At 67.6% G+C, this 24071-nt stretch carries 21 protein-coding genes; 14 read left to right on the top strand and 7 right to left on the bottom strand.

What is annotated here, in order from left to right; all coding sequences use genetic code 11:
- The first annotated feature begins 40 nt into the window (after positions 1–40).
- Positions 41–937, top strand: coding sequence for a M48 family metallopeptidase (locus ACZLIB_RS15830; protein ID WP_478468092.1), 897 nt, complete (start codon positions 41–43; stop codon positions 935–937).
- A gap of 529 nt (positions 938–1466) precedes the next feature.
- Here the strand turns inward: ACZLIB_RS15830 and xseA are convergent.
- Positions 1467–2798: an exodeoxyribonuclease VII large subunit gene (gene xseA, locus ACZLIB_RS15825; RefSeq protein WP_049463075.1), complete on the bottom strand. Its 1332-nt coding sequence runs from the start codon at positions 2796–2798 to the stop codon at positions 1467–1469.
- A gap of 45 nt (positions 2799–2843) precedes the next feature.
- Positions 2844–3914 carry a tRNA epoxyqueuosine(34) reductase QueG gene (gene queG / locus ACZLIB_RS15820; protein ID WP_164080198.1) on the bottom strand — a complete coding sequence of 357 codons (1071 nt, stop codon included), beginning with the start codon at positions 3912–3914 and terminating at the stop codon, positions 2844–2846.
- Positions 3915–3937: 23 nt separating this feature from the next.
- On the opposite strand from queG, the gene ACZLIB_RS15815 reads away from it, so the two are divergent.
- The 6 genes from ACZLIB_RS15815 (at position 3938) to ACZLIB_RS15790 (ending at position 11474) form a co-directional block, all read left to right on the top strand.
- Positions 3938–5422 carry an NAD(P)H-hydrate dehydratase gene (locus ACZLIB_RS15815; RefSeq protein ID WP_049401236.1) on the top strand — a complete coding sequence of 495 codons (1485 nt, stop codon included), beginning with the start codon at positions 3938–3940 and terminating at the stop codon, positions 5420–5422.
- The gene (gene tsaE, locus ACZLIB_RS15810; RefSeq protein WP_032130506.1) at positions 5419–5901 is read left to right on the top strand and encodes a tRNA (adenosine(37)-N6)-threonylcarbamoyltransferase complex ATPase subunit type 1 TsaE; all 483 of its coding nucleotides are present in this window, start codon (positions 5419–5421) and stop codon (positions 5899–5901) included. Before ACZLIB_RS15815 ends, tsaE begins: the two co-directional genes overlap by 4 nt.
- 82 nt (positions 5902–5983) lie before the next feature.
- Positions 5984–7546: an N-acetylmuramoyl-L-alanine amidase gene (locus ACZLIB_RS15805; protein WP_478468091.1), complete on the top strand. Its 1563-nt coding sequence runs from the start codon at positions 5984–5986 to the stop codon at positions 7544–7546.
- Positions 7547–7667: 121 nt separating this feature from the next.
- On the top strand, positions 7668–9575 hold the full coding sequence (gene mutL, locus ACZLIB_RS15800; protein ID WP_478468090.1) for a DNA mismatch repair endonuclease MutL: 1908 nt from the start codon (positions 7668–7670) through the stop codon (positions 9573–9575).
- Between the two features lie 11 nt (positions 9576–9586).
- Positions 9587–10519: a DUF1684 domain-containing protein gene (locus tag ACZLIB_RS15795; RefSeq protein ID WP_478468089.1), complete on the top strand. Its 933-nt coding sequence runs from the start codon at positions 9587–9589 to the stop codon at positions 10517–10519.
- Between the two features lies 1 nt (position 10520).
- The gene (locus ACZLIB_RS15790) at positions 10521–11474 is read left to right on the top strand and encodes a TraB/GumN family protein (RefSeq protein ID WP_125895514.1); all 954 of its coding nucleotides are present in this window, start codon (positions 10521–10523) and stop codon (positions 11472–11474) included.
- 74 nt (positions 11475–11548) lie between these two features.
- On the opposite strand, the gene phaR is transcribed toward ACZLIB_RS15790, so the two are convergent.
- The 3 genes from phaR to gluQRS form a co-directional block, all read right to left on the bottom strand.
- A complete protein-coding gene (gene phaR, locus ACZLIB_RS15785; protein WP_032130258.1) occupies positions 11549–12088 on the bottom strand; it encodes a polyhydroxyalkanoate synthesis repressor PhaR in 540 nt (179 codons plus the stop codon).
- A 183-nt stretch (positions 12089–12271) separates the two neighbouring features.
- Positions 12272–13012 (bottom strand): acetoacetyl-CoA reductase, encoded by a 741-nt coding sequence (phbB, locus tag ACZLIB_RS15780; protein ID WP_049401241.1) that lies wholly within the window; start codon positions 13010–13012, stop codon positions 12272–12274.
- A gap of 17 nt (positions 13013–13029) precedes the next feature.
- Positions 13030–13950, bottom strand: a complete 921-nt coding sequence (gene gluQRS, locus ACZLIB_RS15775) for a tRNA glutamyl-Q(34) synthetase GluQRS (protein WP_478468088.1) — start codon at positions 13948–13950, stop codon at positions 13030–13032.
- Positions 13951–14043: 93 nt separating this feature from the next.
- Between gluQRS and htpX the strand changes: the two genes are divergently transcribed.
- Both htpX and ACZLIB_RS15765 read left to right on the top strand, forming a co-directional pair.
- Positions 14044–14910 carry a protease HtpX gene (gene htpX, locus ACZLIB_RS15770; RefSeq protein WP_478468087.1) on the top strand — a complete coding sequence of 289 codons (867 nt, stop codon included), beginning with the start codon at positions 14044–14046 and terminating at the stop codon, positions 14908–14910.
- Between the two features lie 254 nt (positions 14911–15164).
- Positions 15165–15611 (top strand): hypothetical protein, encoded by a 447-nt coding sequence (locus tag ACZLIB_RS15765; RefSeq protein ID WP_478468086.1) that lies wholly within the window; start codon positions 15165–15167, stop codon positions 15609–15611.
- Positions 15612–15922: 311 nt separating this feature from the next.
- On the opposite strand, the gene ACZLIB_RS15760 is transcribed toward ACZLIB_RS15765, so the two are convergent.
- Entirely contained in the window at positions 15923–16750 is an 828-nt protein-coding gene (locus tag ACZLIB_RS15760) for an inositol monophosphatase family protein (RefSeq protein ID WP_049401244.1), read from the bottom strand.
- 120 nt (positions 16751–16870) lie between these two features.
- Between ACZLIB_RS15760 and ACZLIB_RS15755 the strand changes: the two genes are divergently transcribed.
- The 3 genes from ACZLIB_RS15755 (at position 16871) to ACZLIB_RS15745 (ending at position 20743) form a co-directional block, all read left to right on the top strand.
- The gene (locus tag ACZLIB_RS15755) at positions 16871–17641 is read left to right on the top strand and encodes an RNA methyltransferase (RefSeq protein ID WP_478468085.1); all 771 of its coding nucleotides are present in this window, start codon (positions 16871–16873) and stop codon (positions 17639–17641) included.
- Between the two features lie 76 nt (positions 17642–17717).
- On the top strand, positions 17718–18620 hold the full coding sequence (locus tag ACZLIB_RS15750; RefSeq protein WP_032952775.1) for a phosphate/phosphite/phosphonate ABC transporter substrate-binding protein: 903 nt from the start codon (positions 17718–17720) through the stop codon (positions 18618–18620).
- On the top strand, positions 18617–20743 hold the full coding sequence (locus ACZLIB_RS15745) for a putative bifunctional diguanylate cyclase/phosphodiesterase (protein ID WP_032130248.1): 2127 nt from the start codon (positions 18617–18619) through the stop codon (positions 20741–20743). Before ACZLIB_RS15750 ends, ACZLIB_RS15745 begins: the two co-directional genes overlap by 4 nt.
- Before the next feature lie 73 nt (positions 20744–20816).
- Here the strand turns inward: ACZLIB_RS15745 and epmB are convergent, their stop codons facing one another.
- Complete coding sequence (gene epmB / locus ACZLIB_RS15740; protein WP_478468083.1) at positions 20817–21833, bottom strand: EF-P beta-lysylation protein EpmB; 1017 nt, start codon at positions 21831–21833, stop codon at positions 20817–20819.
- 120 nt (positions 21834–21953) lie between these two features.
- Here epmB and efp point away from each other — a divergent pair, with 120 nt between their 5' ends.
- On the top strand, positions 21954–22520 hold the full coding sequence (efp, locus tag ACZLIB_RS15735) for an elongation factor P (RefSeq protein ID WP_014037874.1): 567 nt from the start codon (positions 21954–21956) through the stop codon (positions 22518–22520).
- Positions 22521–22717: 197 nt separating this feature from the next.
- Positions 22718–24061, top strand: coding sequence for a TRZ/ATZ family hydrolase (locus tag ACZLIB_RS15730; protein ID WP_014037873.1), 1344 nt, complete (start codon positions 22718–22720; stop codon positions 24059–24061).
- Positions 24062–24071 lie beyond the last annotated feature (10 nt).

Raw genomic sequence — 24071 nt, 5'->3', positions numbered from 1 at the left:
CGTGCCCGCCGGCCGGCGGGGCCTGCTGGAAGCCGACCCGATGCGCAATGATCCCTTCTCCCGCTCGCCGCAAGGCCCGCAACGGCGCGGCCTGTTCGGCAACATCCGCTGGTGGGTGCTGTTGCTGGCCGCCGGCTATGCGGTCTTCTACTGGTTTTCCAACCGCACGGTGGATCCGTATACCGGCGAGAAGGTGATGATCGACAGCAGCCTGGATGCGCGGCAGGAGACCGCTTTGGGGCTGCAGGCCTACCAGCAGATCCTGTCGCAGGAACGGCCGATGGATCCCAATGCGCCGATCGCGCGCGATGTGCGCGACATCGCCCAGCGGCTGATTGCCAAGGTCGATGTGGTGGAGACCGCGCTGGCCCAGGAGCACGGCGTGCAGCCGGCGCATTTCGCGCGGGATTTCCAGTGGGAAGTGAATGTGATCCCGTCCGAGCAGGCCAACGCGTTCTGCCTCCCGGGCGGCAAGATGGCGGTCTACACCGGGCTGGTGCCGGTGGCGCGCACCCGCGATGCGATGGCGGTGGTGATGGGCCATGAGATTGCCCATGCGCTGCTGCGCCACGGTGCACAGCGGATGGCCCAGCAGAAGCTGACCCAGATCGGGCAGGTGGCCGGCGCCGCCAGCGGCATGGATGCGCAGCAGCAACAGATGATGATGTCGGCGATGGGTTATGGGTATCTGCTGCCGTATGCGCGCAGCCACGAGACGCAGGCCGATGAAGTGGGGCTGATGCTGGCCGCAGCGGCGTGCTTCGATCCACGCGAGGCGGTGCCGCTGTGGCAGCGCATGGGCCAGGCCAGCGGTGGCCAGTCACCGCCGGAATTCTCCTCGACCCATCCCAACCCGGGTACCCGCATCCAGAACCTGCAGGCGTTGATGCCGAAGGCGCTCGAGTACCGGCAGAAGTTCTGCGAGCAGGCAGAGTAGAGGGTTGTTCGGCAGGGCTGCGCCCTGCACCTGCTACAAGCCAGAGCAACAGCAACAGCGTGCATTCCGTGGGATGGCGGGGTGGGTCCGGTTGCGGGAGACGCCGTAAACCCGTCCATGGGGGCTTGGCCGCGGCATCCATGCCGCGGACACTCCCGCAACCGGACCCACCCCGCCTTCGACAGATTCTCGCGACCTGCAGTAGATCCACGCCATGCGTGGATGCTCTTCGATCTCAATTCGAAATATTCGATTCCGATGGAGATTCATCCACGCATGCGTGGATCTACCGTGTCGACCAAGGTCGACAACTACCAACAGCCTCCGGAATCTGTCAGAGGCGGGGCGGTGTGGTTGTGCAGGACCGTTGGCGCCATGGATGGCGCCATCGAGCCCCCATGGATGGGTTTACGGCGTGTCCTGCACAGCCACACCGCCCCGCCATCCCACGGAATACCAGCTTTGGCTGTTGCTTCGGCTGTTGCTGTTGCTTCGGCAGGTGCAGGGCGCAGCCCTGCCGAACAACCCTTTACTTGACCTGCACCTCGATCACGCCGTCGCCAACACGGGCCTGCAGGGCGTCACCAGGCTGCACCTGGTCGACGTGCCGCACCAGGGCACCATCATCGCTGCGGGTCAGGATGCTGTAGCCACGCGCCACGGTCGCCAGCGGGCTGACGGCTTCCAGCGAACGCGCCAGCCCGCGCAGGCGCAGTGCATCGCGTTCCAGAAGACGCTGCATCGCAATCTGTGGGCGCCCGCGCAGGGCAGCCAGGCGGCGCTGCATCGCGTCGAGCTGGCGCTGCGGATGATGCCCGCGCAGCACTGCCGCCGCATGGCGCAGGCGCGCGGCACGGCGTTCCTGTTGCTGGTTGAAGGCGGCATGCAGGCGCCGACCCAGATCCAGTTGGCGGCGGCGCAGCAGGTCCAGCCGCGCCTGCGGGCTCTGTGCGTTCAGGCGCAGCAGGGCACGATCGGCGCGCTGCATCGCCTGCTGCATTGCATGCCGTTGCAGCTGCACCATGCGCGCCGCCGTGCGGCGCAGGCGCAGGGCCAGTTCGCGCTGGTCGGGTACCAGCAGCTCGGCCGCCACCGACGGCGTCGGTGCGCGCAGGTCGGCGGCAAAATCGCTGAGGCTGAAGTCGGTTTCGTGTCCCACCGCCGACACCACCGGGGTGCGGCTGGCGGCGATCGCTCGGGCCAGGGCTTCATCGTTGAAGGCCCACAGGTCTTCCAGCGAGCCGCCACCGCGGGTCAGCAGGATCACGTCGTAGCGGCCACTGGCATCGGCCGCCTGCAGCAGGCGGGTGATCTGCGCGGCGGCGCTGCTGCCCTGGACCAGGGTCGGCAGCAGGTCCACTTCCAGAAGCGGGAAGCGGCGGCCGAGCACGCTCAGCACGTCGCGCACGGCGGCACCGGTGGGCGAGGTGATCACTGCCAGGCGCTGCACGTGCGCCGGCAGCGGCCGCTTGCGTGCCGGGTCGAACAGGCCCTCGGCCTCCAGGCGTGCCTTCAGCTCCTCGAAGGCGCGGCGCAGCGCGCCTTCGCCGGCTTCTTCCATGTGGTCCAGCACCATCTGGTACTCGCCACGAGCGTCGTACAGGGTCACCTTGCCGCGCACCAGCACGCGCATGCCTTCGCGCGGCACGAACTTCAGGTACTGCGCCTTCATCCGGAACATTGCTGCGCGCAGCTGCGCACGTGCGTCCTTCAGGGTGAAATACAGGTGCCCGGAGGCAGGGCGCGCCACGCTGCCCAGTTCGGCCTCGACCCAGATCGCCGGGAAGCTGCCTTCCAGCAGGTCGCGGGCCAGGGTGTTGAGCTGGCTGGGGGTGAGGATGTCGTTGTTGCGTGGCTGCATGGGAACGGCGTGCTGCGGGCGGAACGGGGGGCTCAGGATCGCACGTCAGCGCACCGTGTGCTGGCCCAGCGCCCACTGCACGTGTTCACGCACCAGCGGCGAGGGATCATCGATGCGGGTATGCAATGCGGCGAGCGCTTCGGCAGAGGACGGTGCGTTGCCCAGTGCCACGGCGATGTTGCGCAGCCAGCGTTCATGGCCACTGCGCCGGATCGGGCTGCCTTCGGTACGGCGCAGGAACTCGGCTTCATCCCAGGCGAACAGCTGGTCCAACCGCGCGGTATCGAGGTTGTTGCGCGCGCGGAAGTCGGCTTCGTCGGTACGCTTGGCGAACTTGTTCCAGGGGCAGACCAGTTGGCAGTCATCACAGCCGTAGATGCGGTTGCCGATCAACGGCCGCATCTCTTCGGGAATGGCGCCGTCGTGCTCGATGGTCAGGTAGGAGATACAGCGCCGCGCGTCCAGCCGCTGCGGGCCGGTGATGGCCTGGGTCGGGCAGACATCGATGCAGCGCGTGCAGGTACCGCAGTGTGCGGTGGCCGGTGCATCGATCGGCAGCGGGATATCGATGTAGATCTCGCCGATGAAGAACCAGGAGCCGCCATGGCGGTCGATCAGGCAGGTGTGCTTGCCGATCCAGCCCAGCCCGGCATTGCGCGCCAGTGCGCGTTCCAGCACGGGGGCGGAATCGACGAATACGCGGTAGCCCAGCGGTGCCACTTCATCGTTGATCTGCGTGGCCAGCTTCTGCAGGCGGTTGCGCATCAGCTTGTGGTAGTCGCGACCCAAGGCGTAACGGGCCACGTAGGCGCGGCCCGGGTCGGCCAGGGTTGCCCAAGCTTCGGTGTCGTCCTTGTGGCTGTAGTCCATGCCCACCGAGATCACCCGCACGGTGCCGGGCAGCAGTTCGGCCGGGCGCGCGCGCAGGGTGCCGTGGCGCGCCATCCAGTCCATCGTGCCGTACAGGCCCTGGCCCAGCCAGTCGGCCAGGTGCGCTTCATCCTCGCCCAGCTCGATGCCGGCGATGCCACAGCGCTGGAAGCCATGCGCACGGGCGAGTTCGCGGATGCGCTGCACGGCCTGGGCCGGATCGACAGGGGCGGGGACGGGGGACATGTGCACCAGTATAAAATCCCCGCATGGCCAACCTTGCCGATCTGTTCGATTCCGCTGCCGCGCGTGCGCTTGATGCGCAGGCCTCGGCGCTGGCCGCCGAGGGCGGTTGGGGCCTGATGGCACAGGCCGGCCAGGCCGCCTGGCAGTGCCTGCTGCAGCATTGGCCGCAGGCGCAGCGGATCGGCGTGGTGGTTGGTGCGGGCAACAACGGCGGCGACGGCCATGTGCTGGCTCGCCATGCGCTGCAGGCCGGACGTGAGGTGACGGTGATCGCCTTGCCGGGGAAGCCACCGTCAACCGCGCTGGCACAGCGTGCAGCATCGGAATTCACATCCGACGGCGGCACCCTCACCGATTTCGACGGCGCGCTTCCCGAGGCCGATATCTGGGTCGATGCCCTGTTCGGGCTGGGCTTCGATCGCGTGCCGGAGGGCGTGGCGCGGACGCTGATTGCCGCGCTCAACGCGCAGGCGGCACCGGTTCTGGCGCTGGACGTCCCCAGTGGCGTGGATGCCGACCGCGGCGCCGTACCGGGCGAGGCGGTGAGGGCGGCGCTGACCGTGCAGTTCATCGTGCCGCATCGCGGGCTGTACACCGGCGATGCGCTGGACCATTGCGGGCGGAAGGCGCTGGCGCCGCTGCAGCTACCCACGGCCGCATGGCAGGGCGTGTCACCCGCTGCGCAGCTCTGGACGCAGGTGCGCCTGCCAGCCCTGCTGCCGCCGCGCCGCACCAATACCCACAAGGGCGAATCCGGGCACGTGCTGTGCGTCGGCGGCAACCATGGCAGCGGCGGCGCCATCGCCATGGCGGCTGAAGCGGCGTTGCGCGCGGGTGCTGGATTGCTGAGCCTGGGCACCCGCCGCGACCATGTTGGCCCGTTGCTGGCGCGGCTGCCCGAGGCCATGACCCATGCACTGGAAGATGGTGACGCGCTGCCGGCACTGCTGGACAAGGCCAGGGTGGTGGCGATCGGCCCCGGTCTGGGCCAGGACGAATGGGCGCGCGCACTGTTTGCGCGGGTGCTGGCCAGCGCCAGGCCACTGGTGGTCGATGCCGATGCACTGAACCTGCTGGCGCAGGACCCGCGCGCGCTGCCCGGCGCTATCCTTACGCCACACCCGGGCGAGGCCGCGCGCCTGCTGGGTTGCAGCACGTCTGACATCCAGGCCGATCGCTTCACCTGCGCACAGGCACTGGCCGAGCGCTTCCACGCCGTGGTGGTGCTGAAGGGCGCCGGCAGCATCGTCGCAGCGCCGGGGCAACGGCCACGACTGATCGCGGCTGGCAATCCCGGCATGGCCGTGGGTGGCATGGGAGACCTGCTGACAGGCATCATCGCCAGCCTGCGTGGGCAAGGCCTGGCCGCCTTCGATGCCGCTGCCGCTGGTGCGCTGCTGCATGCGCTTGCCGGCGACGTCGCTGCCGCCGACGGCGCGCGCGGCCTGCTTCCAACTGATCTGCTGTCGCCGCTGCGGCGACTGGCCAACCCGGAACTTTCCCGATGATCGATTTCTTCCTTGCCGACAGCGATGCCACTGAACTGCTCGGGCAGTGGCTGGCCGCCACCCGACCGCCGCAGGCGCTGGTCGAACTGCGCGGCGACCTGGGCGCCGGCAAATCCACCACCGCCCGCGCACTGCTGCGTGCACTGGGCGTGCAGGGGGCGATCCGCAGCCCGACCTACACCCTGGTCGAGCGCTATCCGCTGGCCAGCGGTGGCGAGGCCTGGCATCTGGATCTGTACCGGATCGGCCAGGCCGGCGAGCTCGATTTTCTCGGGCTGGACGAGGGCAGCGCGGTGTTGTGGCTGGTGGAATGGCCGGAACGCGGCGCTGGCGCGCTGCCGCCGACCGACCTGGTGGTGGCGCTGGAGATCGAGGGGCAGGGGCGTCGCGTCCGTCTCACTGGAGCCAGCGACGTCGGACATGAATGGCTGGAACGGCTCCCCCAAGGGGGCGACTTGCAGGCCATTTCTGTCGGCTGACGAGAACAAACACCGGCAGGTTACGGATTATTAAGGAAAAAGGTGTTGCATTCCGTTCAGCGCGGTGATTGAATCCTGAGCCATGCGCCCGGGGAACCGTCTCATTGCCATCTGTGCCGCCGTCGGACTGAGTCTGGCGAGCGTCAGTGCGTGGGCCGGTGAAGTCCGTCAGGTCCTGCTGAATACCGGCGCCACCGGCACCCGTGCCGAGATCTCGCTGGTCGGCAGCGGCGGTTACAAGACCTTGTCGCTGGCCGGACCGAACCGCCTGGTGGTCGATTTCCCGGACTCCAGCGCCATACGCAACCTGAAAATGCCGGCCGCGCAGGGCGTGGTCACGGCGGTGCGTACCGGACAGCCGGTGCCGGGGACCTTCCGTGTCGTTTTCGACCTCGCTGAATCGGTGGCGCCGTTCCGCCCACAGATGCAGCGCGAAGGCAATGAATCCAAGCTGGTGATCGAATGGCCGGGCGATGGCCCAGCCGTGGCCGCCAGCCGCCCGCCAGCGACGCCGGCGGTGCAGCCGCAGGCACCGGTCAACACGCCCGCACCGACGCCGGCCGAGAGCGCGCAGTCGCGCAACGACGCCGCGCGCGCCACCGCGCTGTTGACCGCGCAGGTACAGCAGCAGGCCAGCGCCGCCGCTGCCACACCGGCCACTCCGACCCCGGCCCCGTCCACTGCACCGGTCCAGGTCGCGGCAGCGGGCACGGCTGCCAGCAGTACGCCGTCCGGATCGCCGGCTGCGATCCTTGCCGGCCAGCGTACCGCCGCCGTGGTAACCACGCCGCCGGCCACAGCGCCCGCACCGGTTCCGACCACGGTGGTGCCACCGCGTCCGGCCATGCCCAGCGATGCCTCGCGCATCCGCATGCAGGCTGGCATGCGCCACCTGGTGGTGGCCATCGATCCGGGCCACGGCGGCCAGGACCCCGGTGCGATCGGCCCGACCGGCAAGCGCGAGAAGGATGTGACCCTGGCCGTAGCGCGTGAGCTGGCCCGCCAGGTCAACGCGACGCCGGGCCTGAAGGCCTACCTGACCCGCGACAGCGACGTGTTCATTCCGCTGCCGATGCGCGCGCAGAAGGCGCGTGCGAACAAGGCCGACATCTTCATTTCGATCCATGCCGACGCGGCGGAAAACCGTTCGGCCACGGGCTCGTCGGTGTACGTGCTGTCGACCAAGGGCGCTTCTTCGCAGCGCGCCCGCTGGTTGGCGGACAAGGAAAACGCGGCCGACCTGGTCGGTGGCGTGCGCCTGCAGCAGACCGAAGGCACGCTCGCCAACGTGCTGCTGGATCTGGCCCAGAGCGGCTACATGAAGGCGTCCGAGGACGCGGCCGGCCATGTGCTGGGCGGCCTGAAGCGGATCGGCAACAACCACAAGCCGAACATCGAGCGCGCCAACTTCGCGGTCCTGCGTACTTCGGACATGCCGGCGATGCTGGTGGAAACCGCGTTCATCTCCAATCCGGATGAAGAGCGCCGCCTGATCGACCCGGCCTACCAGCGCAAGATCGCCGGTGCGGTGCTGGACGGCGTGCACACGTTCTTCAGCCGTCAGCCGCCGCCGGGCACGTTGTATGCCGCCCGGGCCCAGGCCGAGATCGACGCCGCCGGCACCATGGCCGGCGGCAGCAAGTAACCCGCCGAAGGCGGGTTACTGCTTGCTGTAGAGTCGAGCCGCGCTCGACTGGGCCTTACTGGTAGCCCGTCAGTCGAGCATGGCTCGACTCTACCCTCGGCCGCTCCGTTATCATCCCCGCATGACGTCTGCTACCCATCCGCGCCCGATCCGGCCGTTGCCGGAGATCCTCATCAACCAGATCGCCGCTGGCGAAGTGGTCGAACGTCCCGCGTCGGTGGTCAAGGAGCTGGTCGAGAACGCGATCGATGCCGGCGCCAGCCGCGTTGATATCGATCTTGAGGAGGGCGGTGTCCGCCTGATCCGCATCCGTGACAACGGCAGTGGCATCGCGCCGGAACAGCTGCCGCTGGCGGTATCGCGCCACGCCACCAGCAAGATCGCCGATCTGGACGATCTTGAATCGGTGGCCACGCTCGGTTTCCGGGGTGAAGCGCTGCCATCGATCGCCTCGGTCAGCCGCTTCACCCTGTCCTCGCGTCGTGCTCATGACGAACACGGTTCGGCGCTGCAGATCGAAGGCGGCAAGATCGGCGAAGTGACGCCGCGCGCGCATGCGCCGGGCACCACGGTGGAAGTGCGCGAGCTGTTCTACAACGTACCGGCGCGGCGCAAATTCCTGCGCGCCGAGCGCACCGAGCTGGGCCATATCGAAGAATGGCTGCGTTCGCTGGCGCTGGCGCGGCCGGATGTCGAACTGCGCGTCTCGCACAACGGCAAGGCCTCGCGTCGCTACAAGCCGGGCGATCTGTATTCCGATGCGCGATTGGCCGAAACGCTGGGCGAGGATTTCGCCAACCAGGCCGTTCGCGTCGACCACAGCGGTGCCGGCCTGCGCCTGCACGGCTGGATCGCGCAGCCGCATTATTCGCGCGCCAGCGCCGACCAGCAGTACCTGTACGTCAACGGCCGCTCGGTGCGCGACCGCAGCGTCGCCCATGCGGTGAAGATGGCCTATGGCGACGTGCTCTATCACGGCCGCCAACCGGCCTACGTGCTGTTCCTGGAGCTTGACCCGACCCGCGTCGACGTCAACGTGCACCCAGCCAAGCACGAGGTGCGCTTCCGCGACTCGCGGCTGGTGCATGATTTTGTCTACCGCACGCTGAAGGATGCGCTGGCCGATACCCGCGCCGGCATGTCGGTGCAGGACATCGGCGCCGGCTCCGCGCATCCGGTGGATGCAGGCGCGGCACCGATGGTCTCCAGTGCGGGCGCCTCCGGTTTCGGTCTGGTACGCGGTGCCGCACCGGGGGCCGGTTCGAGTGGTGGCGGTACTGGATTCTCGGGTTGGCGCCCGCAGCAACCGCTGGGATTGCAGGTGGCCGATGCACCGGCGGCTTATGCCGCGCTGTATGCCGCCCCGGCCGGCGCCGAACGCGGTGCTGCGCTGCCGCCGATGCCGACCGAGAACGGGCTGCCGGTCACCAGTGCCGACGCTGGCGTGCCACCGCTGGGCTACGCGATCGCGCAGCTGCATGGCATCTACATCCTGGCCGAGAACGCCGAAGGCCTGATCGTGGTCGACATGCATGCGGCACACGAACGCATCGGTTACGAGCGGCTGAAGAACGCGCACGATGGCATCGGCCTGCAGTCGCAGCCGCTGCTGGTGCCGATCACGCTGGCGGTGGGCGAGCGCGAAGCCGACACCGCCGAGAATGAAAGTGAAACCCTGGCCGCACTCGGCTTCGAAGTGACCCGTGCCGGTCCCGGTGCGCTGCACGTGCGCAGTATTCCGGCGCTGCTGGCGCATGCCGAACCGGAAGGCCTGCTGCGCGACGTGCTGACCGACCTGCGCGAACACGGCCAGAGCCGGCGCGTGGCCAGTGCACGCGACGAACTGCTGTCGACCATGGCCTGCCATGGGGCGGTGCGCGCCAACCGGCGCCTGACCGTGCCGGAAATGAACGCGCTGCTGCGCGACATGGAAATCACCGAGCGGTCCGGCCAGTGCAACCACGGCCGGCCGACCTGGGCCCGTTTTTCGCTGGCGGAGATCGACCGCTGGTTCCTGCGCGGACGTTGAGGGGAGCATCGATGCGTTATCGGGGAATGGGCGGCCTGCTGGCCGCTTTGGTGTTGGCCGCCTGCAGCCCGGCAACGCCGCCGGCACCGGCCTCGGCCGCGGAGGATCCGTCCTATGCCGCCGAGCAGCAGCAGTGGCGGGTGGCACGCTATCAGGACCTGACCCGGCCCGATGGCTGGACCGCGCTGGTCGGCCTGCACTGGCTGCAGAACAAATCCCACTTCGTCGGCAGCGGCGCGACCAATGGCATCCGCCTGGCGGTTGGGCCGGACAAGCTGGGCCTGCTGCGCCGTGAAGGCAGCCAATGGTGGTTCACGCCCGAAGCCGGCGTGGATGTCAGCCATGATGGCCAGCCGGTGCGCGGCCGCATCCGCATCGACACCGACAAGGATCCGCAGCCGACGCTGCTGGCTTTCGATGGCGGCAAAGGCCAGCTCAGCATCATCCGCCGCGGTCCGCGCGATGCGCTGCGGGTCAAGCACGCCGATGCGCCGGCACGTCGCGATTTCGGTGGGCTGGAGTACTGGCCGGGCGGCCCGGACTGGCAGGTGCAGGCGCGCTTCATCGCGCACCCGCCGGGCAAGACCCTGCCCATCGTCGACATCACCGGCCTGACCACCGAAATGCCCAATGCCGGCGCGGTCGAGTTCCAGCGCGATGGCCGCAGCTGGCGGCTGGAGGCGATCGGTGCGCCGGGGCAGCCGCTGTTCCTGATCTTTGCCGATCGCACCAGTGGCCGTGGCAGCTATCCGGCCGGGCGTTACCTGGACACCGACGCGCCGGGCGCCGATGGCACGGTGCGCATCGATTTCAACCATGCCTACAACCCACCGTGTGCGTTCACCGCTTACGCGACCTGCCCGTTGGCGCCACCGGAAAACCGGTTGGACCTGCGCGTGGAAGCGGGCGAGAAGGCCTACCACCTGCCTGAAGGAGAAGGCTGATATGCCGATCAGATCCCTGTTGCGTGCCACCGTTCTGTTGGCGGCCTGTGCGCTGGCACCGCTGGTTGCGGCGCGTACCGTGCAAGCCGATACCGCTGGCGCAGCGGCGGCCAAGCCGCCGGTGCCGTTGCTGTGGAAAGTGACCGGCCCGGGTGACTCGCGCCTCTACCTGCTCGGTTCCTTCCACCTGCTGAAGCCGCAGGATTACCCGTTGTCGCCCGATGTTGAACAGGCGTTCGAGGCCTCGCAGCGGGTCGTGTTCGAACTGTCGCCGGAAGACATGCAGTCGCCACAGCTGGCCAGCCGCATGGTGCAGGCTGCGGTGCGCACCGATGGCAGCGAGCTCAAGCGCGATCTGGATGCCGCGACCTGGCAGAAGCTGCAGGTGTTCGCCACCGAAAACAAGCTGCCGCTGGCGCAGATGCAGGGGATGAAGCCGTGGTTTGTCGGCCTGAGCATTTCGGTCGGGCAGATGCAGAAGCTGGGCCTGGACCCGGCACTGGGCCTGGACCGTCACTTCATGGAGCGTGCGCAGAAGACCGGGCGCAAGACCGCGGGACTGGAAGACATCGACACCCAGATCGGCATGCTTGACGGAATGACGCTGCAGGAACAGCGGCAGATGCTGGCCGAAGCGCTGGACCAGGCCGGCAAGGCCGACGAGCAGGCACGCCAGCTGCACGACGCCTGGCGCCGCGGTGACGAGCGCGTGCTGTGGACCCGGATGGCGGCGGAAATGCGCCAGCAGTATCCGCAGCTGTATCAGCGCATCAACACCGGCCGCAATGACGCCTGGGTGCCGAAACTGCTGCCGTACCTGCAGGCCGGGCAGGGCGGTACGCTGGTGGTGGTGGGCACGCTGCACCTGCTGGGCAGTGATGGCGTGGTCGAGAAGCTGAAGGCGAAGGGCTATAAGGTCGAGCGCGTATGCACGGGGTGCAAGGCGAAACGCTGACGTATCGTTGGCGCGATGCCAAACAAAACGGCGCGCCAGGGGCGCGCCGTTTTCGTATCAGCCCTTGCAGCAGCTCAGCGGCGGGTCTTGCCGCCGGTGCCGGTGCCGGGTTCGTTCGGCTTGTTGCCGGTACCTGCGCCGGTTCCGGTTCCGGTGCCGCCCGGACGCGGGCCACCGAAGCCGGTGCCCATGTTGCGCTGGAATTCCTGCCACAACTCCAGGTTGCGCTCGGTCAGCTGGTTCATCATCGCCCACGGGGTCTGGCCCAGCAGGTTGCCCATCTGCTGGCGGAACTGCTGCTGCTGGTCGAGGAAGACCTGCATGCTGCGCTCCAGGTAGTTGCCCATGAAGCCCTGCAGGGAATCGCCGTAGAAGCGGATCAGCTGGCTCAGCAGCTGGGTGGACAGCATCGGTTCGCCGTCCTGTTCCTGGTCGGCGATGATCTGCAGCAGGACCGATCGCGTGAGGTCGTCGCCGCTCTTGGCGTCGCGGACTTCGAAGTCTTCACCGTCCAGGATCAGCTGGCGCACGTCCTCGATGGTGATGTAGCTGGAGATCTCGGTGTCGTAGAGACGGCGGTTCGGATACTTCTTGATGATGCGGGTCGCAGCCATGAAGCGGTACTCGTCACAGTAGACGCGCAGCATGGCGCAGTGCAGCAGCCGTTGCAACCGCCTCAGCCCCCGCCAGGCTTGGCTTTCGGCGGCGATCATGTTGCGCAACAAGGGTTTGCGTGCTGCGCAGCATGACTCTTGGCAGGGGCCGGCGGTGTTCGCCGCGATGGCCCGCTGCGCGGCTTACCAACCCATATGGTGGCCGCCGTTGATGTCCAGGTTGCTACCGGTGATCCACGAGGCTTCATCGGCGACCAGGAACGAGACGCCGTAGGCGATTTCCTCCGGCTTGCCCAGGCGTCCGGTGGGGATGTCGGCGATGATCTTGGCACGCACCTCCTCCGGCACCGCCATCACCATGTCGGTAGCGACGTAGCCGGGCGAAATGGTGTTGACGGTGATGCCGAAACCGGCGTTCTCGCGGGCCAGCGAGATGGTGAAGCCGTGCATGCCGGCCTTGGCCGCCGCGTAGTTGGCCTGACCGTACTGGCCCTTCAGGCCGTTGATCGAGCTGATCTGGATGACCCGGCCCCAGCCGCGGCGGCGCATGCCCTCGATGACCGGACGGGTGACGTTGAACACCGAATTGAGATTGGTATTGATCACATCGTGCCACTGGTCCGCGCGCATGCGGTGGAAGGTGGTGTCGCGGGTGATGCCGGCGTTGTTGATCAGGATCTCGACCGGACCCAGTTCGGCCTCGACCGCGCGCACCAGCGCTTCGGCGCTGTCCGGATCGGAGACATCGCCCGGGAAGATCGACACGCTGTAGCCGCGTTCGGTCATCGCCTGCTGCCAGGCGCGGGCCTTGGCCTCGTCGCGGTAGTTGGTGGCGACCCGGTGGCCCTGGTCGGCCAGGCGTTGGCAGATGGCGGTACCGATGCCGCCGGTTCCGCCGGTGACCAGTGCGACGCGAGATGTCATGGAGTGCTGTCCGGGTATCAGGTGGGGGAAGGGTGATTCTGCAACATCGGCGCGGAAAGTGCGCCGGCCGGCAACAGGATGTCGCTACGCGGCAACCGCGCCGGGTCGAAGGCCTGTCGAGCGGTGGCCAGCAGCGCGTCCAGATCGTGTGCCTGCGCCAGCGCCTCAGGGGCTTGGCCGAGCAGCTGCCAGAGCTGGCGCAGCACCGGCAGCGGGCGTTCGCTATCCACCGGCAGCGCCGCCAGTGACTTGGACAGCTTGTGGCCCGGCGTATCCAGCAGCAGCGGCAGGTGCCAGTAGCGCGGCACCGCCAGACCCAGCGCCTGCTGCAGCAGGATCTGCCGTGCGGTGGAGTCGAGCAGGTCGGCACCGCGCACCACTTCGGTCACCCCCTGCGCGGCGTCATCGATCACCACCGCCAGCTGGTAGGCCCAGCAGCCATCGGCGCGGCGCAGCACGAAGTCGCCGACCTCGGCATGCACGTCCTGCTGCTGCGGGCCGCGCAGGCCATCGTCGAAGTGCACAAGGCTGCCGGGCGGCACGCGGAAGCGGACGGCCGGGTCCGGTCGTGGTTGCCGGGCGACGCAGCGGTGATGGATGCCGCCGCTGGCGGCAAGGTCGCTGCGGCTGCAGTGGCAGACAAAGGCCTGGTCGCTGGCGAGCAGTTCATCCAGCGCGGCCTGGTAGGCCTCGCCGCGCGTGCTCTGCCAGAGCACCGGGCCATCGTGGACCAGGCCGAACGCGGCCAGCGCCTGCAGCTGTGATTCCGCTGCACGGGGCACGGTGCGCGGCGGGTCGACGTCTTCGATGCGCAGCCGCCACAGGCCGCCGTGATGGCGGGCGAGCAGCCAGCTGCCGAAGGCGGCGAGCAGGGATCCGGGGTGGAGCAGGCCGGTCGGCGAAGGGGCGAAGCGGCCGCAGGGAATGGGGGAGGTCATGCTGGCTGAATCGTCGGTCAGGTTGGCGCTTGAATTCAAGCTGACCGCACCGCAAATTGATCGATATCGACCCCTTCCGAGCCGGAATTTCCCATGTTCACCCGTATTGCCCTCTTCCTGGCCACGAACTTTGCCGTGCTGATCCTGGCCAGCATCGTGATGTCGCTGTTGGGAACCGACCCCAGCAAGATGAGCGGCCTGCTGATCATGGCCGGCATCTTCGGTTTCGGTGGCTCCTTCATCTCGCTGCTGCTGTCCAAGTGGATGGCCAAGCGCTCCACCGGTGCGGTGGTGATCACCGAGCCGCGCAACCAGACCGAGCGCTGGCTGCTGGCCACCGTCGAGCGTCAGGCCAAGGCGGCCGGCATCGGCATGCCGGAAGTGGCCGTGTACGAAGGTCCGGAGATCAATGCCTTCGCCACCGGTGCCAACCGCAACAACGCGCTGGTGGCGGTGTCCACCGGCCTGCTGCACAACATGAGCGAAGACGAAGCCGAAGCGGTGCTGGGCCACGAGATCGCCCACGTCGCCAACGGTGACATGATCACCATGGCCCTGCTGCAAGGTGTGCTGAACACCTTCGTGATCGTGCTGGCCCGCGTGGTCGGCGGCATCATCGACAGCGCACTGTCGGGCAACCGCGAAGGTGGCGGTCGTGGTTTCGCCTACTACATCATCGTGTTCGTGCTGGAGATGGTGTTCGGCCTGTTCGCCACGATGATCTCGATGTGGTTCTCGCGCCACCGCGAGTTCCGCGCCGACGCCGGCGGTGCCTCGTTGGCCGGCCGCCAGAAGATGATCTCGGCGCTGGAGCGCCTGCAGCTCAACCACGGCCAGAGCACGCTGCCGACCCAGATCGCGGCGTTCGGTATTGCCGGTTCGACGGCGAAGAAGCTGTTCATGAGCCACCCGCCGCTGGAAGAGCGCATCGCCGCGCTGCGGGCGTCGACGGTGGCGTAAGCGTCGGGCTGAAGCTGGAAACACCAACGCCCGGCCATGTGCCGGGCGTTTTTGTGTCTGCGTCCCAGACCGGGGGGAATGTCTTGGATTTGTCGCAAATGGCATCGTGTGCCTGACGGCCCCTGCATGCTGCGATCAATTGCAGCGAGCCGCTGCACGGGATCGGGCAGTACAGCCGCGCATGTGCATTGAGCCCATGATGGAAATCTGATCAAGTCCAGGGTTGTTTCGCGGGATGATCAAGGATGCCAGGCATGCATCGAGACGACGAGGTGGGATTCGATGACCTCAAGGCTGAGTTCCTGGAGGAGTTCATCGAGCACATGGTGACCGAGCTGGAGATGTTCAGCGAAGAACTGGAGCGACGGGCGCGGCGCCCCTTGCCGGATCCCGAGCATGGTTGGCAGGATCTCGATCGGACGTTGACCACCCTTATCGCGCTTCTGGATGAAGCTGGCGAGGAAGAGGAGCTCATGCAGTACACGGTCGGCCGGTATCTGGGGGAAGTTGTCCGGTTGCGTTTTGGTGGCGAATGGCTGAACGTCGAGTTGAATGATGCCGGTGTGCCCGAGCCGATGCTCGTTGGACATGAAATGGACCCGCCCGAGCCGTTCAATCCGTTTGCCGCCATCGCCCGTCTTCGAGATTGTTCTGGCCCGTCGGACATCGGGTCGTTCATCCAGCGTATTCTCAAGCGCTGATTCCGGGGCGATGGCCATGGCCGGTTGCCGCGAAAAGCAGTCGAGCACGGCTCGACTCTACAAAGGCGGGTGTTGCCGCGGAGGCGCGCGCAGCGGTAGCGCCGGGCCGTGCCCGGCGGATCATTCCGGCATCGTCATCCAGAGCCGAGCCCACGCTCGGCTGCTGTTCGCGCTGCACGCGCGAGTCGAACATTGGCTCGACTCTACAAGAGGCGGGCGCACGGTAGCGCCGGGCCATGCCCGGCGGAGCGGCACAAACAAAAACGGCACCCTCGCAGGTGCCGTTTCAGTGAGCCGCGTTGCCGGGACGCTTAGAACTTGGCGTCGAACTCGGCGGCGTAACCGGTGTTGACCAGCACCTTCTGCAGCGACTCGGCCACCTTCAGGTTGCCGGCCACGATCTGGTGGGTCTCCGGACCGCGGTTGTCCATGCGGCCCAGGGTGGCGCCCTTGAAGTCGCAGACCTTGCCACCGGCTTCGCGGACCAGCAGCAGGCCGGCAGCGATGTCCCACGCCTTCACGCCGGCTTCGAAGTAGGCATCAGCGCGGCCACAGGCCACGTAGGCCAGGTCCAGTGCAGCCGAGCCGGTGCGGCGGATGTCTTCGCCGTGCACCAGCAGGGCGTCGACCGCCTTCAGCTGGGCGCTGGCGCGGTTGCGCTCACGCGGCGCGAAGCCGGTGTGGATCATGGTGCCTTCCAGATCCTTGCGCTCGGCCACGCGGATGCGGCGGTCGTTCAGTACGGCGCCGGCGCCACGGCTGGCGGTGAACAGTTCATTGCGCAGCGGGTCGAAGATGACCGCATCGGTCGGCTCGCCATTCTCGACCAGGGCGATCGACACGCAGTAGTGCGGCACGCCGCGCAGGTAGTTGCTGGTGCCGTCCAGCGGGTCGATGACCCACATGTGGCGACGCTCGCCCTGCACGCCGCCTTCCTCGCCGAATACACCGTATTCGGGGTAGGCGCGCTTGAGTTCCTTGACGATGACCTTTTCCGCGTCCGCATCCACTTCGCTGGCGTAGTCCATCCGGCCCTTCTGCACCACGTTCAGTGCCTCGAGCTTGTTGATGTTGCGCAACAGGACGTTGCCGGCGAGGCGGGCGGCCTTGACCATGACGGTTACGGCGGGTTTCTGCATGGCGTGGGCTCCCGGAAAGGCAGAAGAGATGGACTGGCGGGGGAAAAGAGCGGGTCCGGCGCAGTGGCCGGCCGCACAGTTTACCATTGGTCATCGTCCAGCTCGACCTTTTCCCTGTTCATGTCCCAGTTTCCTGCCGCCACCCGCCTCCGATTCGTCCTGGTCGGTACCCAGCACCCCGGCAACATGGGCGCCGCCGCCCGCGCCCTGAAGACCATGGGCCTGGCCCGCCTGGTGCTGGTTGCCCCCGAAAAGCCACTGGACGAGGAGGCCTTCCGCCGCTCGGCCGGTGCCGAAGACGTGCTGGGGGATGCCCCGGTGGTGGCCACCCTGGCCGAGGCGGTGGCCGATTGCCGCCTGGTGCTGGGCTGCACCGCCCGCGCACGCCGCGTCCAGCTGGAGGAGTACCTGCCCGCCGATGCCGCTGCCCGCGCGGTGGCCAAGGCCGGCGAGGGCGCCGAGGTGGCGCTGGTGTTCGGCCGTGAGCGCACCGGCCTGACCAACGAGGAACTGCAGCTCTGCCATGCAGCGGTGCACATCCCGTCCGACCCGGAGTTCAGCTCGCTCAACCTGGCTGCCGCCGTGCAGGTGCTGGCCTATGAAACGCGCATGCAGCTGCTGGGCGCGCAGCCGGCCACCGATGCCGAGCCCGGCTTCCGCGAACAGGCGGCCAGCCACGAGCAGATGGAGAGCTTCTTCGCCCTGCTTGGCGACACGCTGGACGAGATCGATTTCCACAAGGGCCGCGCCCCGGAATCGGCGATGCGCAAGCTGCGCCGCCTGTTCCTGCGCAGTGAGCCGAGCGAGCAGGAAGTGCGCCTGCTGCGCGGCATCCTCGCCGACACCCAGCGCATGGCGCGACTGGCCCAGGCAGGCGGCAAGGACAGCTGACGACGTTCTCATTTTTTCGGGTAGTCTGTCCGGATACCCAGGGGGGATGAAGCCTGTGTCGGGTCTGCGAAAGGCAATGCAGGGGGGACTGCTGAGCCTGGCCATGGTCCTGCTGGCCGGGACGGTGCGTGCAGCACCGGACCCGGTGCTGGTGCTGGGCCGGATCAGCGATGATCCCAAGGCCCATTACGAGCAGCTGCAACCATTGCTGGACTACGTGGTGGCGCGCATGCACGACGTTGGCATCAAGGAGGGGAGGATCCTGATGGCACGCGACCCGCAGCAGATGGCCAGCTATCTGCGGCGGGGCAGGGTCGACTGGGTCACGGAAACTTCCGGTACGGCGGTGGCGCTGGGCCAGCGCAGTGGCGCCCGTCCACTGCTGCTGACCGAGCGCAACGGCGTGCGTGATTACCAGACGGTGTTCTTCGTGCGCCGCGACAGCCCGATCCAGCGCGTGCAGGATCTGCGGGGCCATCGCCTGGCCCTGCAGAACACGGCGTCCACCAGTGCCTATCTGGTGCCGGTGATGACGTTGCTGCAGGAGGGCCTGTCGCCCCAGATCCTGGCCGGTGCATGGGACATGCCGGGCCGGGACAGTGTGGGTTACGTGTTTGCACGCAGCGAGCTGAACATCGCGACGTTCGTGCACAAGGGGGTGGTTGACGTGGGGGCGGTGAGCAGCGTGGACTGGAACGACGAGCGGCGGATGCCGGCAGCGTTCCGGCGCGACTTCCGCGAGCTGCTGCGCACCGAGCCCTACCCGCGTGCGGTGGAGATGGTCCGCGCCGACCTTGATCCACGCGTGCGCGATCGCCTGCAGGAAGTACTGCTGCAGGCGGCCAGCGACCCGCAGGCACAGGGGGCGCTGCATCGGTTTTTTGGCACTTCCGGGTTCCACCGCGTCGATGCGCATGCGCAGCAGCGGTTGGATGAATTGAAACAAGGATTGACGCGCGTGCGGATGGAAGTGGAATGAAGTGGCTTGGCTCGGGGATGCAGGCCCGGTTCCTGCTCGCGATGGGCGGGGCGATGGTCGTGGTGATCGCGATCCTTGCGGTGTTGTTGGGGCGGCAGGCCGCGATGCAGGGCGAGGTGCGCAACCTCAGCGGCGGCGTCATCCATGAATTGTTCGACCGCAGCGTGCGCAGCCGCGGCGAGGCGATGGCGCGTGAGCTGTCCGACGCGCTGGCCAACCCGTTGTACTACCGTGACCTGGACCAGGTGGGCGTACTGGTGCGCAGTACCGCGCGCCAGCCCGTGGTGCGCTATGTACTGGTGTTCGATGAACGCGGCCGGCTGGTACACGATGGCTCGGTCGAGGTGTCTGGATTCGGTCAGCCGATGGCCGATCCACTGGCACCCAAGGCCGCGGCCGCGCAGATGCTGGTCGTGCAGGAATCGCCGAAGGTGCTCGACAACACCATGCCGATCATGATCGGCAACCAGCGCATTGGCGGCGTCCGGGTCGGCATGGCGCTGGATGAGGTGCAGCAGCGCGAGCAGGCGGCCAACGCCACCCTGGGCGAGCGCCTGCAGCAGGTTGGCAGCCGTCACCTGGGCTGGCTGCTGCTGATGCTGGGCCTGCTGGTGGTGATCGGCGTGGTGGTGATCCTGTACGTGCAGCGCACCCTGGTCGCGCCGATCCGTGATCTTGCCGTCGCCGCCCGCCGCATCGAGGCCGGTGACTACCAGACACCCCTGGCCGAGAACACCCGCGACGACGAGGTCGGCGAACTGGTCCGCGGTTTCGCCCGGATGCGCGATGCGATCGCACGCCATGACCGCGAAGTGCGGCGCATGGCCTATACCGACGCGCTGACCGGGCTGACCAACCGGCTGGCATTCCGCGAGGCGCTTGATCATCGGTTGATGGCGGCCCGTGCCGCCAATCACCGGCTGGGCCTTCTGTTCGCCGATATCGACGATTTCAAGCGGGTCAATGACACCCTTGGCCACGAGGCCGGCGATGAGGCATTGCTGCAGTTCGCCCAGCGTATCGGCCGCGCGGTCACCGAGGCCGGGGGCGATGAAGCCCTGCTGGCCCGCTTCGGCGGCGACGAGTTCGTGATCCTGGTCGGCGATGGTGATGTGGCCGCCAACGCGCGGTTGCTGGCCGAAGTGCTGGTGCGCGAGCTGGGCAAGCCGCTGGTGGTGCAGGGCAGGGAACTGTTCCTGGGCACCTCGATCGGCGTGACCCTGTTCCCCGACGATGCTGCCGATGCGACCACGCTGCTGAAGAACGGCGACATCGCCATGTACCAGGCGAAGATGGCCGGCAAGAACTGCTATCGCTATTACAGCCGGGCGATGGACCATGCGGTCGAGCGTCGCGTGCATATGGAACAGGAGCTGCGCGGCGCCTGGGAGCGCGGTGAGCTGCGCCTGGCCTACCAGCCGATCTTCCGCATGCGCGACCGCCGCATGGTCGGCGTTGAAGTACTGCTGCGCTGGCAGCATCCGACCCTGGGCACGATCCCGCCCTCGGTGTTCATCGAGGTGGCCGAGCAGAGTGGCCTGATCGAGATCATCGGCCCGAAGGTGCTGCGTGCGGCCTGCATGGAGGCCTCGCAGTGGCCGCGCGGGGCAGCGGGCGATGATCTGTTCGTGTCGGTCAACGTGTCACCGCGGCAGCTGCGTGGCGGCGAACTGCCGGCACTGGTCGCGCAGTGCCTGCATGAGTCCGGGCTGCCGGCGTCGCGCCTGCACCTGGAGCTGACCGAAACCGCCGTGATCGGCGACGAGATGGTTGCCGCGCAGCTGCTGGACAAGCTGCACCGCACCGGCGTGAAGGTGTGGCTGGACGATTTCGGTACGGGCTTCTCCGGGCTCAGTCATCTGCGCCAGGTGCCCGTGGACGGCGTGAAGATCGACAAGAGCTTCGTTGCCGACATGCAGCGCGATCCTGACGACCTTGCGCTGACCACGGCGATCATCGCCATGGCCCACGCGCTGGGCATCACCGTGGTGGCCGAGGGCATCGAGCAGCAGGCACAGTTCGAGCTGCTGGCGCAGCGCGGCTGCGATCTTGGCCAGGGCTACTGGCTGAGCCACCCGGTGACCGCCACCGAAGTGGTGCGGATGATCGAATCGGGCGTCTGACCCCAAAAAAGGGGACGGAGGGAATTAAGTCGCTTATGCATTTGCGACTTAATTCCCTCCGTCCCCTTTTTTGTTACAGCGGGCGCTTGCTTGGGTCGCCGGGCAGTTCGCGCACCAGCTTGGGGATCAGGTAGCCGGACAGGCGTGCGGTCAGGCCGGCAATCAGCGCCTTGGCCTGGGTGTCGTCCACTTCGAAGTGGGCCACGCCCTCGACCCGGTCCAGCTGGTGCAGGTAATAGGGCAGCACGCCAGCAGCAAAGCTGCGCTCGCTCAGGTCCTGCAGGGCCTGCACGCTGTCGTTGACCCCGCGCAGCAACACCGCCTGGTTCAGCAGCTGGGCGCCGGTACCGCGCAGGCGGGCCATGGCCGCGTCCACGCTGGCGTCGAATTCATTGGCGTGATTGGCGTGGACCACGATCGCCAGCGGCCAGGGCAGGCTGCCCAGCCAGGAGACCAGTTCATCGTCCACGCGCTCCGGCAGCACGATCGGCAGCCGGGTATGGATGCGCAGGCGGCGGATGTGCGGTATCTGGCGCAGGGCGTCGGTCAGTTCCACCAGTTTGTGCGTGGCCAGCGACAGCGGGTCACCGCCGGACAGGATCACCTCGTCGATGTCCGGGTCGGCGGCGATGGCGGCTACGGCTTCCTGCCATCCCCCCTTGGCGGCGTTCTCCGCGCCATAGTCGAAGTGGCGGCGGAAACAGTAGCGGCAGTTGATCGCGCAGCTGCCGGTGGCGACCAGCAGGGCGCGGCCACGGTACTTCTGGATGACGCCGGTGGCCTTCTTGGCGGCGCCATCGCCCACCGCATCGAAGCTGAACCCGGGCGCCGGGAGCATTTCCTCGTCGATCGGCAGCACCTGGCGCAGCAACGGGTCGGCCGCATCGCCGGGGCGCATGCGGGCCACGAAGCCCTCCGGCACGCGCAGCGCGAACTGGGCCATGGCCGCCTCCGAGACACCCAGCGCGGCCGGGTCCAGCTGCAGCCGGGCCAGCAGGGCGTGCGGGTCGCGCAGCGCCTGGCGCCAGAGCTGCTGCCAGCGCGCGGGCGCACCTGGCGACTGGGGCCGTGGGAAGGCGGAAAGCTGCATGGAGAGGGGGCCTGCGGTTATCATGGGGGCAGAAAAACAGTCGCCCACCGGCATCCGGTGGGCTTTCCATTCTAACGGCTCGCCGCACCCGCGGCGTTTTTGCCACTCAGGAGTTTACGCATGGCCAGCTACGGCATGAACGACGTCAAGAACGGGATGAAGATCCTGGTCAACAACCAACCGGCCGTCATCATCGACACCGAATACGTCAAGCCGGGCAAGGGCCAGGCCTTCACCCGCGTGAAGTACCGCCTGATCAAGGACGGCCGTACCCAGGAAGTCACCATGAAGTCGACCGACTCGCTGGATGCAGCCGACGTCGTCGATACCGACATGAACTTCATGTACAGCGACGGCGAGTACTGGCACTTCATGGACCCGGAATCCTTCGAGCAGGTCCAGGCCACCAAGGCCGGCATGGGCGGCGCCGAGAAGTGGCTGAAGGGCGAAGAGTCCTGCGTGGTCACCCTGTGGAACGGTGAGCCGATCTTCGTGCAGCCGCCGAACTTCGTCGAGCTGAAGATCACCGAAACCGATCCGGGCGTCCGTGGCGACACCTCGGGCGGCGGCGGCAAGCCGGCCACCCTGGAAACCGGCGCCGTGGTCCGCGTGCCGCTGTTCGTGAACCAGGAAGAAGTGATCCGCGTCGACACCCGTTCGGGCGAATACTCCGCACGCGTCAAGTAATCCGGCGCAGCCGGATCATGGTAGTGCCGGCCGCTGGCCGGGTACGCGCCATCGCATTCGCGCTGGCGCTCCCATGATCTGCTTCGGCAGATCATGGGCCCCGCTTCACGAGTCTCCAGACCCCGCCGCTTCGCGGCAGCCCCTGACTCAGGGGCGTGTCCCCCAGAAGTATCTCGCCCCACAGCCAGTGAGCCCGCATGAGCGATAGCCCGCACCTCCCTGAAGCCTGCGACCTGCTCATCGAAGCCGGTTACGTCGTTCCGATCGAGCCGCACGCGGTGGTGCTGGAAGACCATGCCGTTGCCGTGCGTGGCAGTGAAATCGTGGCCATCCTGCCGCGTGCCGAGGCGCGCGCACGGTTCCGCGCCACCCAGGTGGTGAGCCGCCCCGAGGCTGCCCTGATGCCGGGCCTGGTCAATGCGCACACGCACAACCCGATGACGCTGCTGCGCGGCGTCGCCGACGACCTGCCGCTGATGACCTGGCTGCAGCAGCACATCTGGCCGGTGGAAGCGGCGGTGATCGGCCCCGAATTCGTTGCCGACGGCACCACCCTGGCCATCGCCGAGATGCTGCGCGGCGGTACCACCTGTGCCAACGAGAACTACTTCTTCGGCGACGTGCAGGCCGCGGTCTACAAGAAGCACGGTTTCCGCGCGCTGGTGGGCGCGGTCATCATCGATTTCCCCACCGCCTGGGCCAAGACCGATGACGAATACTTCGCCAAGGCCGGTGAACTGCACGACCAGTGGCGCACCGATCCGCTGATCGGCACCGCGTTCGCGCCGCATGCGCCCTACACGGTCAACGATGCCAACTTCGAGCGGGTGCGGATGCTGTCCGACCAGCTCGACATGCAGGTGCACCTGCACACCCACGAGACCGCGCAGGAGATCAACGATTCGATCAAGCTGCACGGCCAGCGCCCGCTGGCGCGGCTGGATCGGCTCGGCCTGGTCAACGACCGCCTGATCGCGGTGCACATGACCCAGCTGACCGATGCGGAAATCCACCTGTGCGCCGAACGTGGCGTCAGCGTGGTGCACTGCCCGGAATCGAACCTGAAGCTGGCCTCCGGTTTCTGCCCGGCCTGCGCCCTGCAGCGCGCCGGCGTGAACCTGGCCATCGGCACCGATGGCTGCGCCAGCAACAACGACCTGGACATGTTCAGCGAGAACCGCACCGCGGCGATCCTGGCCAAGGCCGTGGCCGACGATGCGACCGCGCTCGACGCGGCGACCACGCTGCGCGCCTCCACCCTGGGTGGCGCCCGCGCACTGGGCTTCGGCGACCGCATCGGTTCCATCGAAGTCGGCAAGCAGGCCGACCTGGTCTGCGTCGACCTGTCCGCGCTGGAAACCCAGCCGCTGCACAACGTGCTGTCGCAGCTGGTGTATGCCACCGGCCGCCAGCAGGTCAGCGACGTCTGGATTGCCGGCAAGCCGAAGCTGGTACAGCGCGAGCTGGTCGGCATGGACCTGCCGGGCATCATCGCCAACGCGCGCCAGTGGCGCGAGCGCATCCGTCATATCCGCGCCTGAACCCCGGCGC

This window comes from Stenotrophomonas sp. 220_Sma (assembly GCF_056487375.1).
The sequence above is the reverse complement of the archived record's forward strand: the minus strand, read 5'-3'. Positions and strand labels throughout refer to the sequence as shown.

Coding starts and splice junctions, on each gene's coding strand:
- ACZLIB_RS15830 (WP_478468092.1), top strand. CDS start 41: ATGCGCAATGATCCCTTCTCCCGCTCGCCGCAAGGCCCGCAACGGCGC.
- xseA (WP_049463075.1), bottom strand. CDS start 2,798: ATGCAGCCACGCAACAACGACATCCTCACCCCCAGCCAGCTCAACACC.
- queG (WP_164080198.1), bottom strand. CDS start 3,914: ATGTCCCCCGTCCCCGCCCCTGTCGATCCGGCCCAGGCCGTGCAGCGC.
- ACZLIB_RS15815 (WP_049401236.1), top strand. CDS start 3,938: ATGGCCAACCTTGCCGATCTGTTCGATTCCGCTGCCGCGCGTGCGCTT.
- tsaE (WP_032130506.1), top strand. CDS start 5,419: ATGATCGATTTCTTCCTTGCCGACAGCGATGCCACTGAACTGCTCGGG.
- ACZLIB_RS15805 (WP_478468091.1), top strand. CDS start 5,984: ATGCGCCCGGGGAACCGTCTCATTGCCATCTGTGCCGCCGTCGGACTG.
- mutL (WP_478468090.1), top strand. CDS start 7,668: ATGACGTCTGCTACCCATCCGCGCCCGATCCGGCCGTTGCCGGAGATC.
- ACZLIB_RS15795 (WP_478468089.1), top strand. CDS start 9,587: ATGCGTTATCGGGGAATGGGCGGCCTGCTGGCCGCTTTGGTGTTGGCC.
- ACZLIB_RS15790 (WP_125895514.1), top strand. CDS start 10,521: ATGCCGATCAGATCCCTGTTGCGTGCCACCGTTCTGTTGGCGGCCTGT.
- phaR (WP_032130258.1), bottom strand. CDS start 12,088: ATGGCTGCGACCCGCATCATCAAGAAGTATCCGAACCGCCGTCTCTAC.
- phbB (WP_049401241.1), bottom strand. CDS start 13,012: ATGACATCTCGCGTCGCACTGGTCACCGGCGGAACCGGCGGCATCGGT.
- gluQRS (WP_478468088.1), bottom strand. CDS start 13,950: ATGACCTCCCCCATTCCCTGCGGCCGCTTCGCCCCTTCGCCGACCGGC.
- htpX (WP_478468087.1), top strand. CDS start 14,044: ATGTTCACCCGTATTGCCCTCTTCCTGGCCACGAACTTTGCCGTGCTG.
- ACZLIB_RS15765 (WP_478468086.1), top strand. CDS start 15,165: ATGCATCGAGACGACGAGGTGGGATTCGATGACCTCAAGGCTGAGTTC.
- ACZLIB_RS15760 (WP_049401244.1), bottom strand. CDS start 16,750: ATGCAGAAACCCGCCGTAACCGTCATGGTCAAGGCCGCCCGCCTCGCC.
- ACZLIB_RS15755 (WP_478468085.1), top strand. CDS start 16,871: ATGTCCCAGTTTCCTGCCGCCACCCGCCTCCGATTCGTCCTGGTCGGT.
- ACZLIB_RS15750 (WP_032952775.1), top strand. CDS start 17,718: ATGCAGGGGGGACTGCTGAGCCTGGCCATGGTCCTGCTGGCCGGGACG.
- ACZLIB_RS15745 (WP_032130248.1), top strand. CDS start 18,617: ATGAAGTGGCTTGGCTCGGGGATGCAGGCCCGGTTCCTGCTCGCGATG.
- epmB (WP_478468083.1), bottom strand. CDS start 21,833: ATGCAGCTTTCCGCCTTCCCACGGCCCCAGTCGCCAGGTGCGCCCGCG.
- efp (WP_014037874.1), top strand. CDS start 21,954: ATGGCCAGCTACGGCATGAACGACGTCAAGAACGGGATGAAGATCCTG.
- ACZLIB_RS15730 (WP_014037873.1), top strand. CDS start 22,718: ATGAGCGATAGCCCGCACCTCCCTGAAGCCTGCGACCTGCTCATCGAA.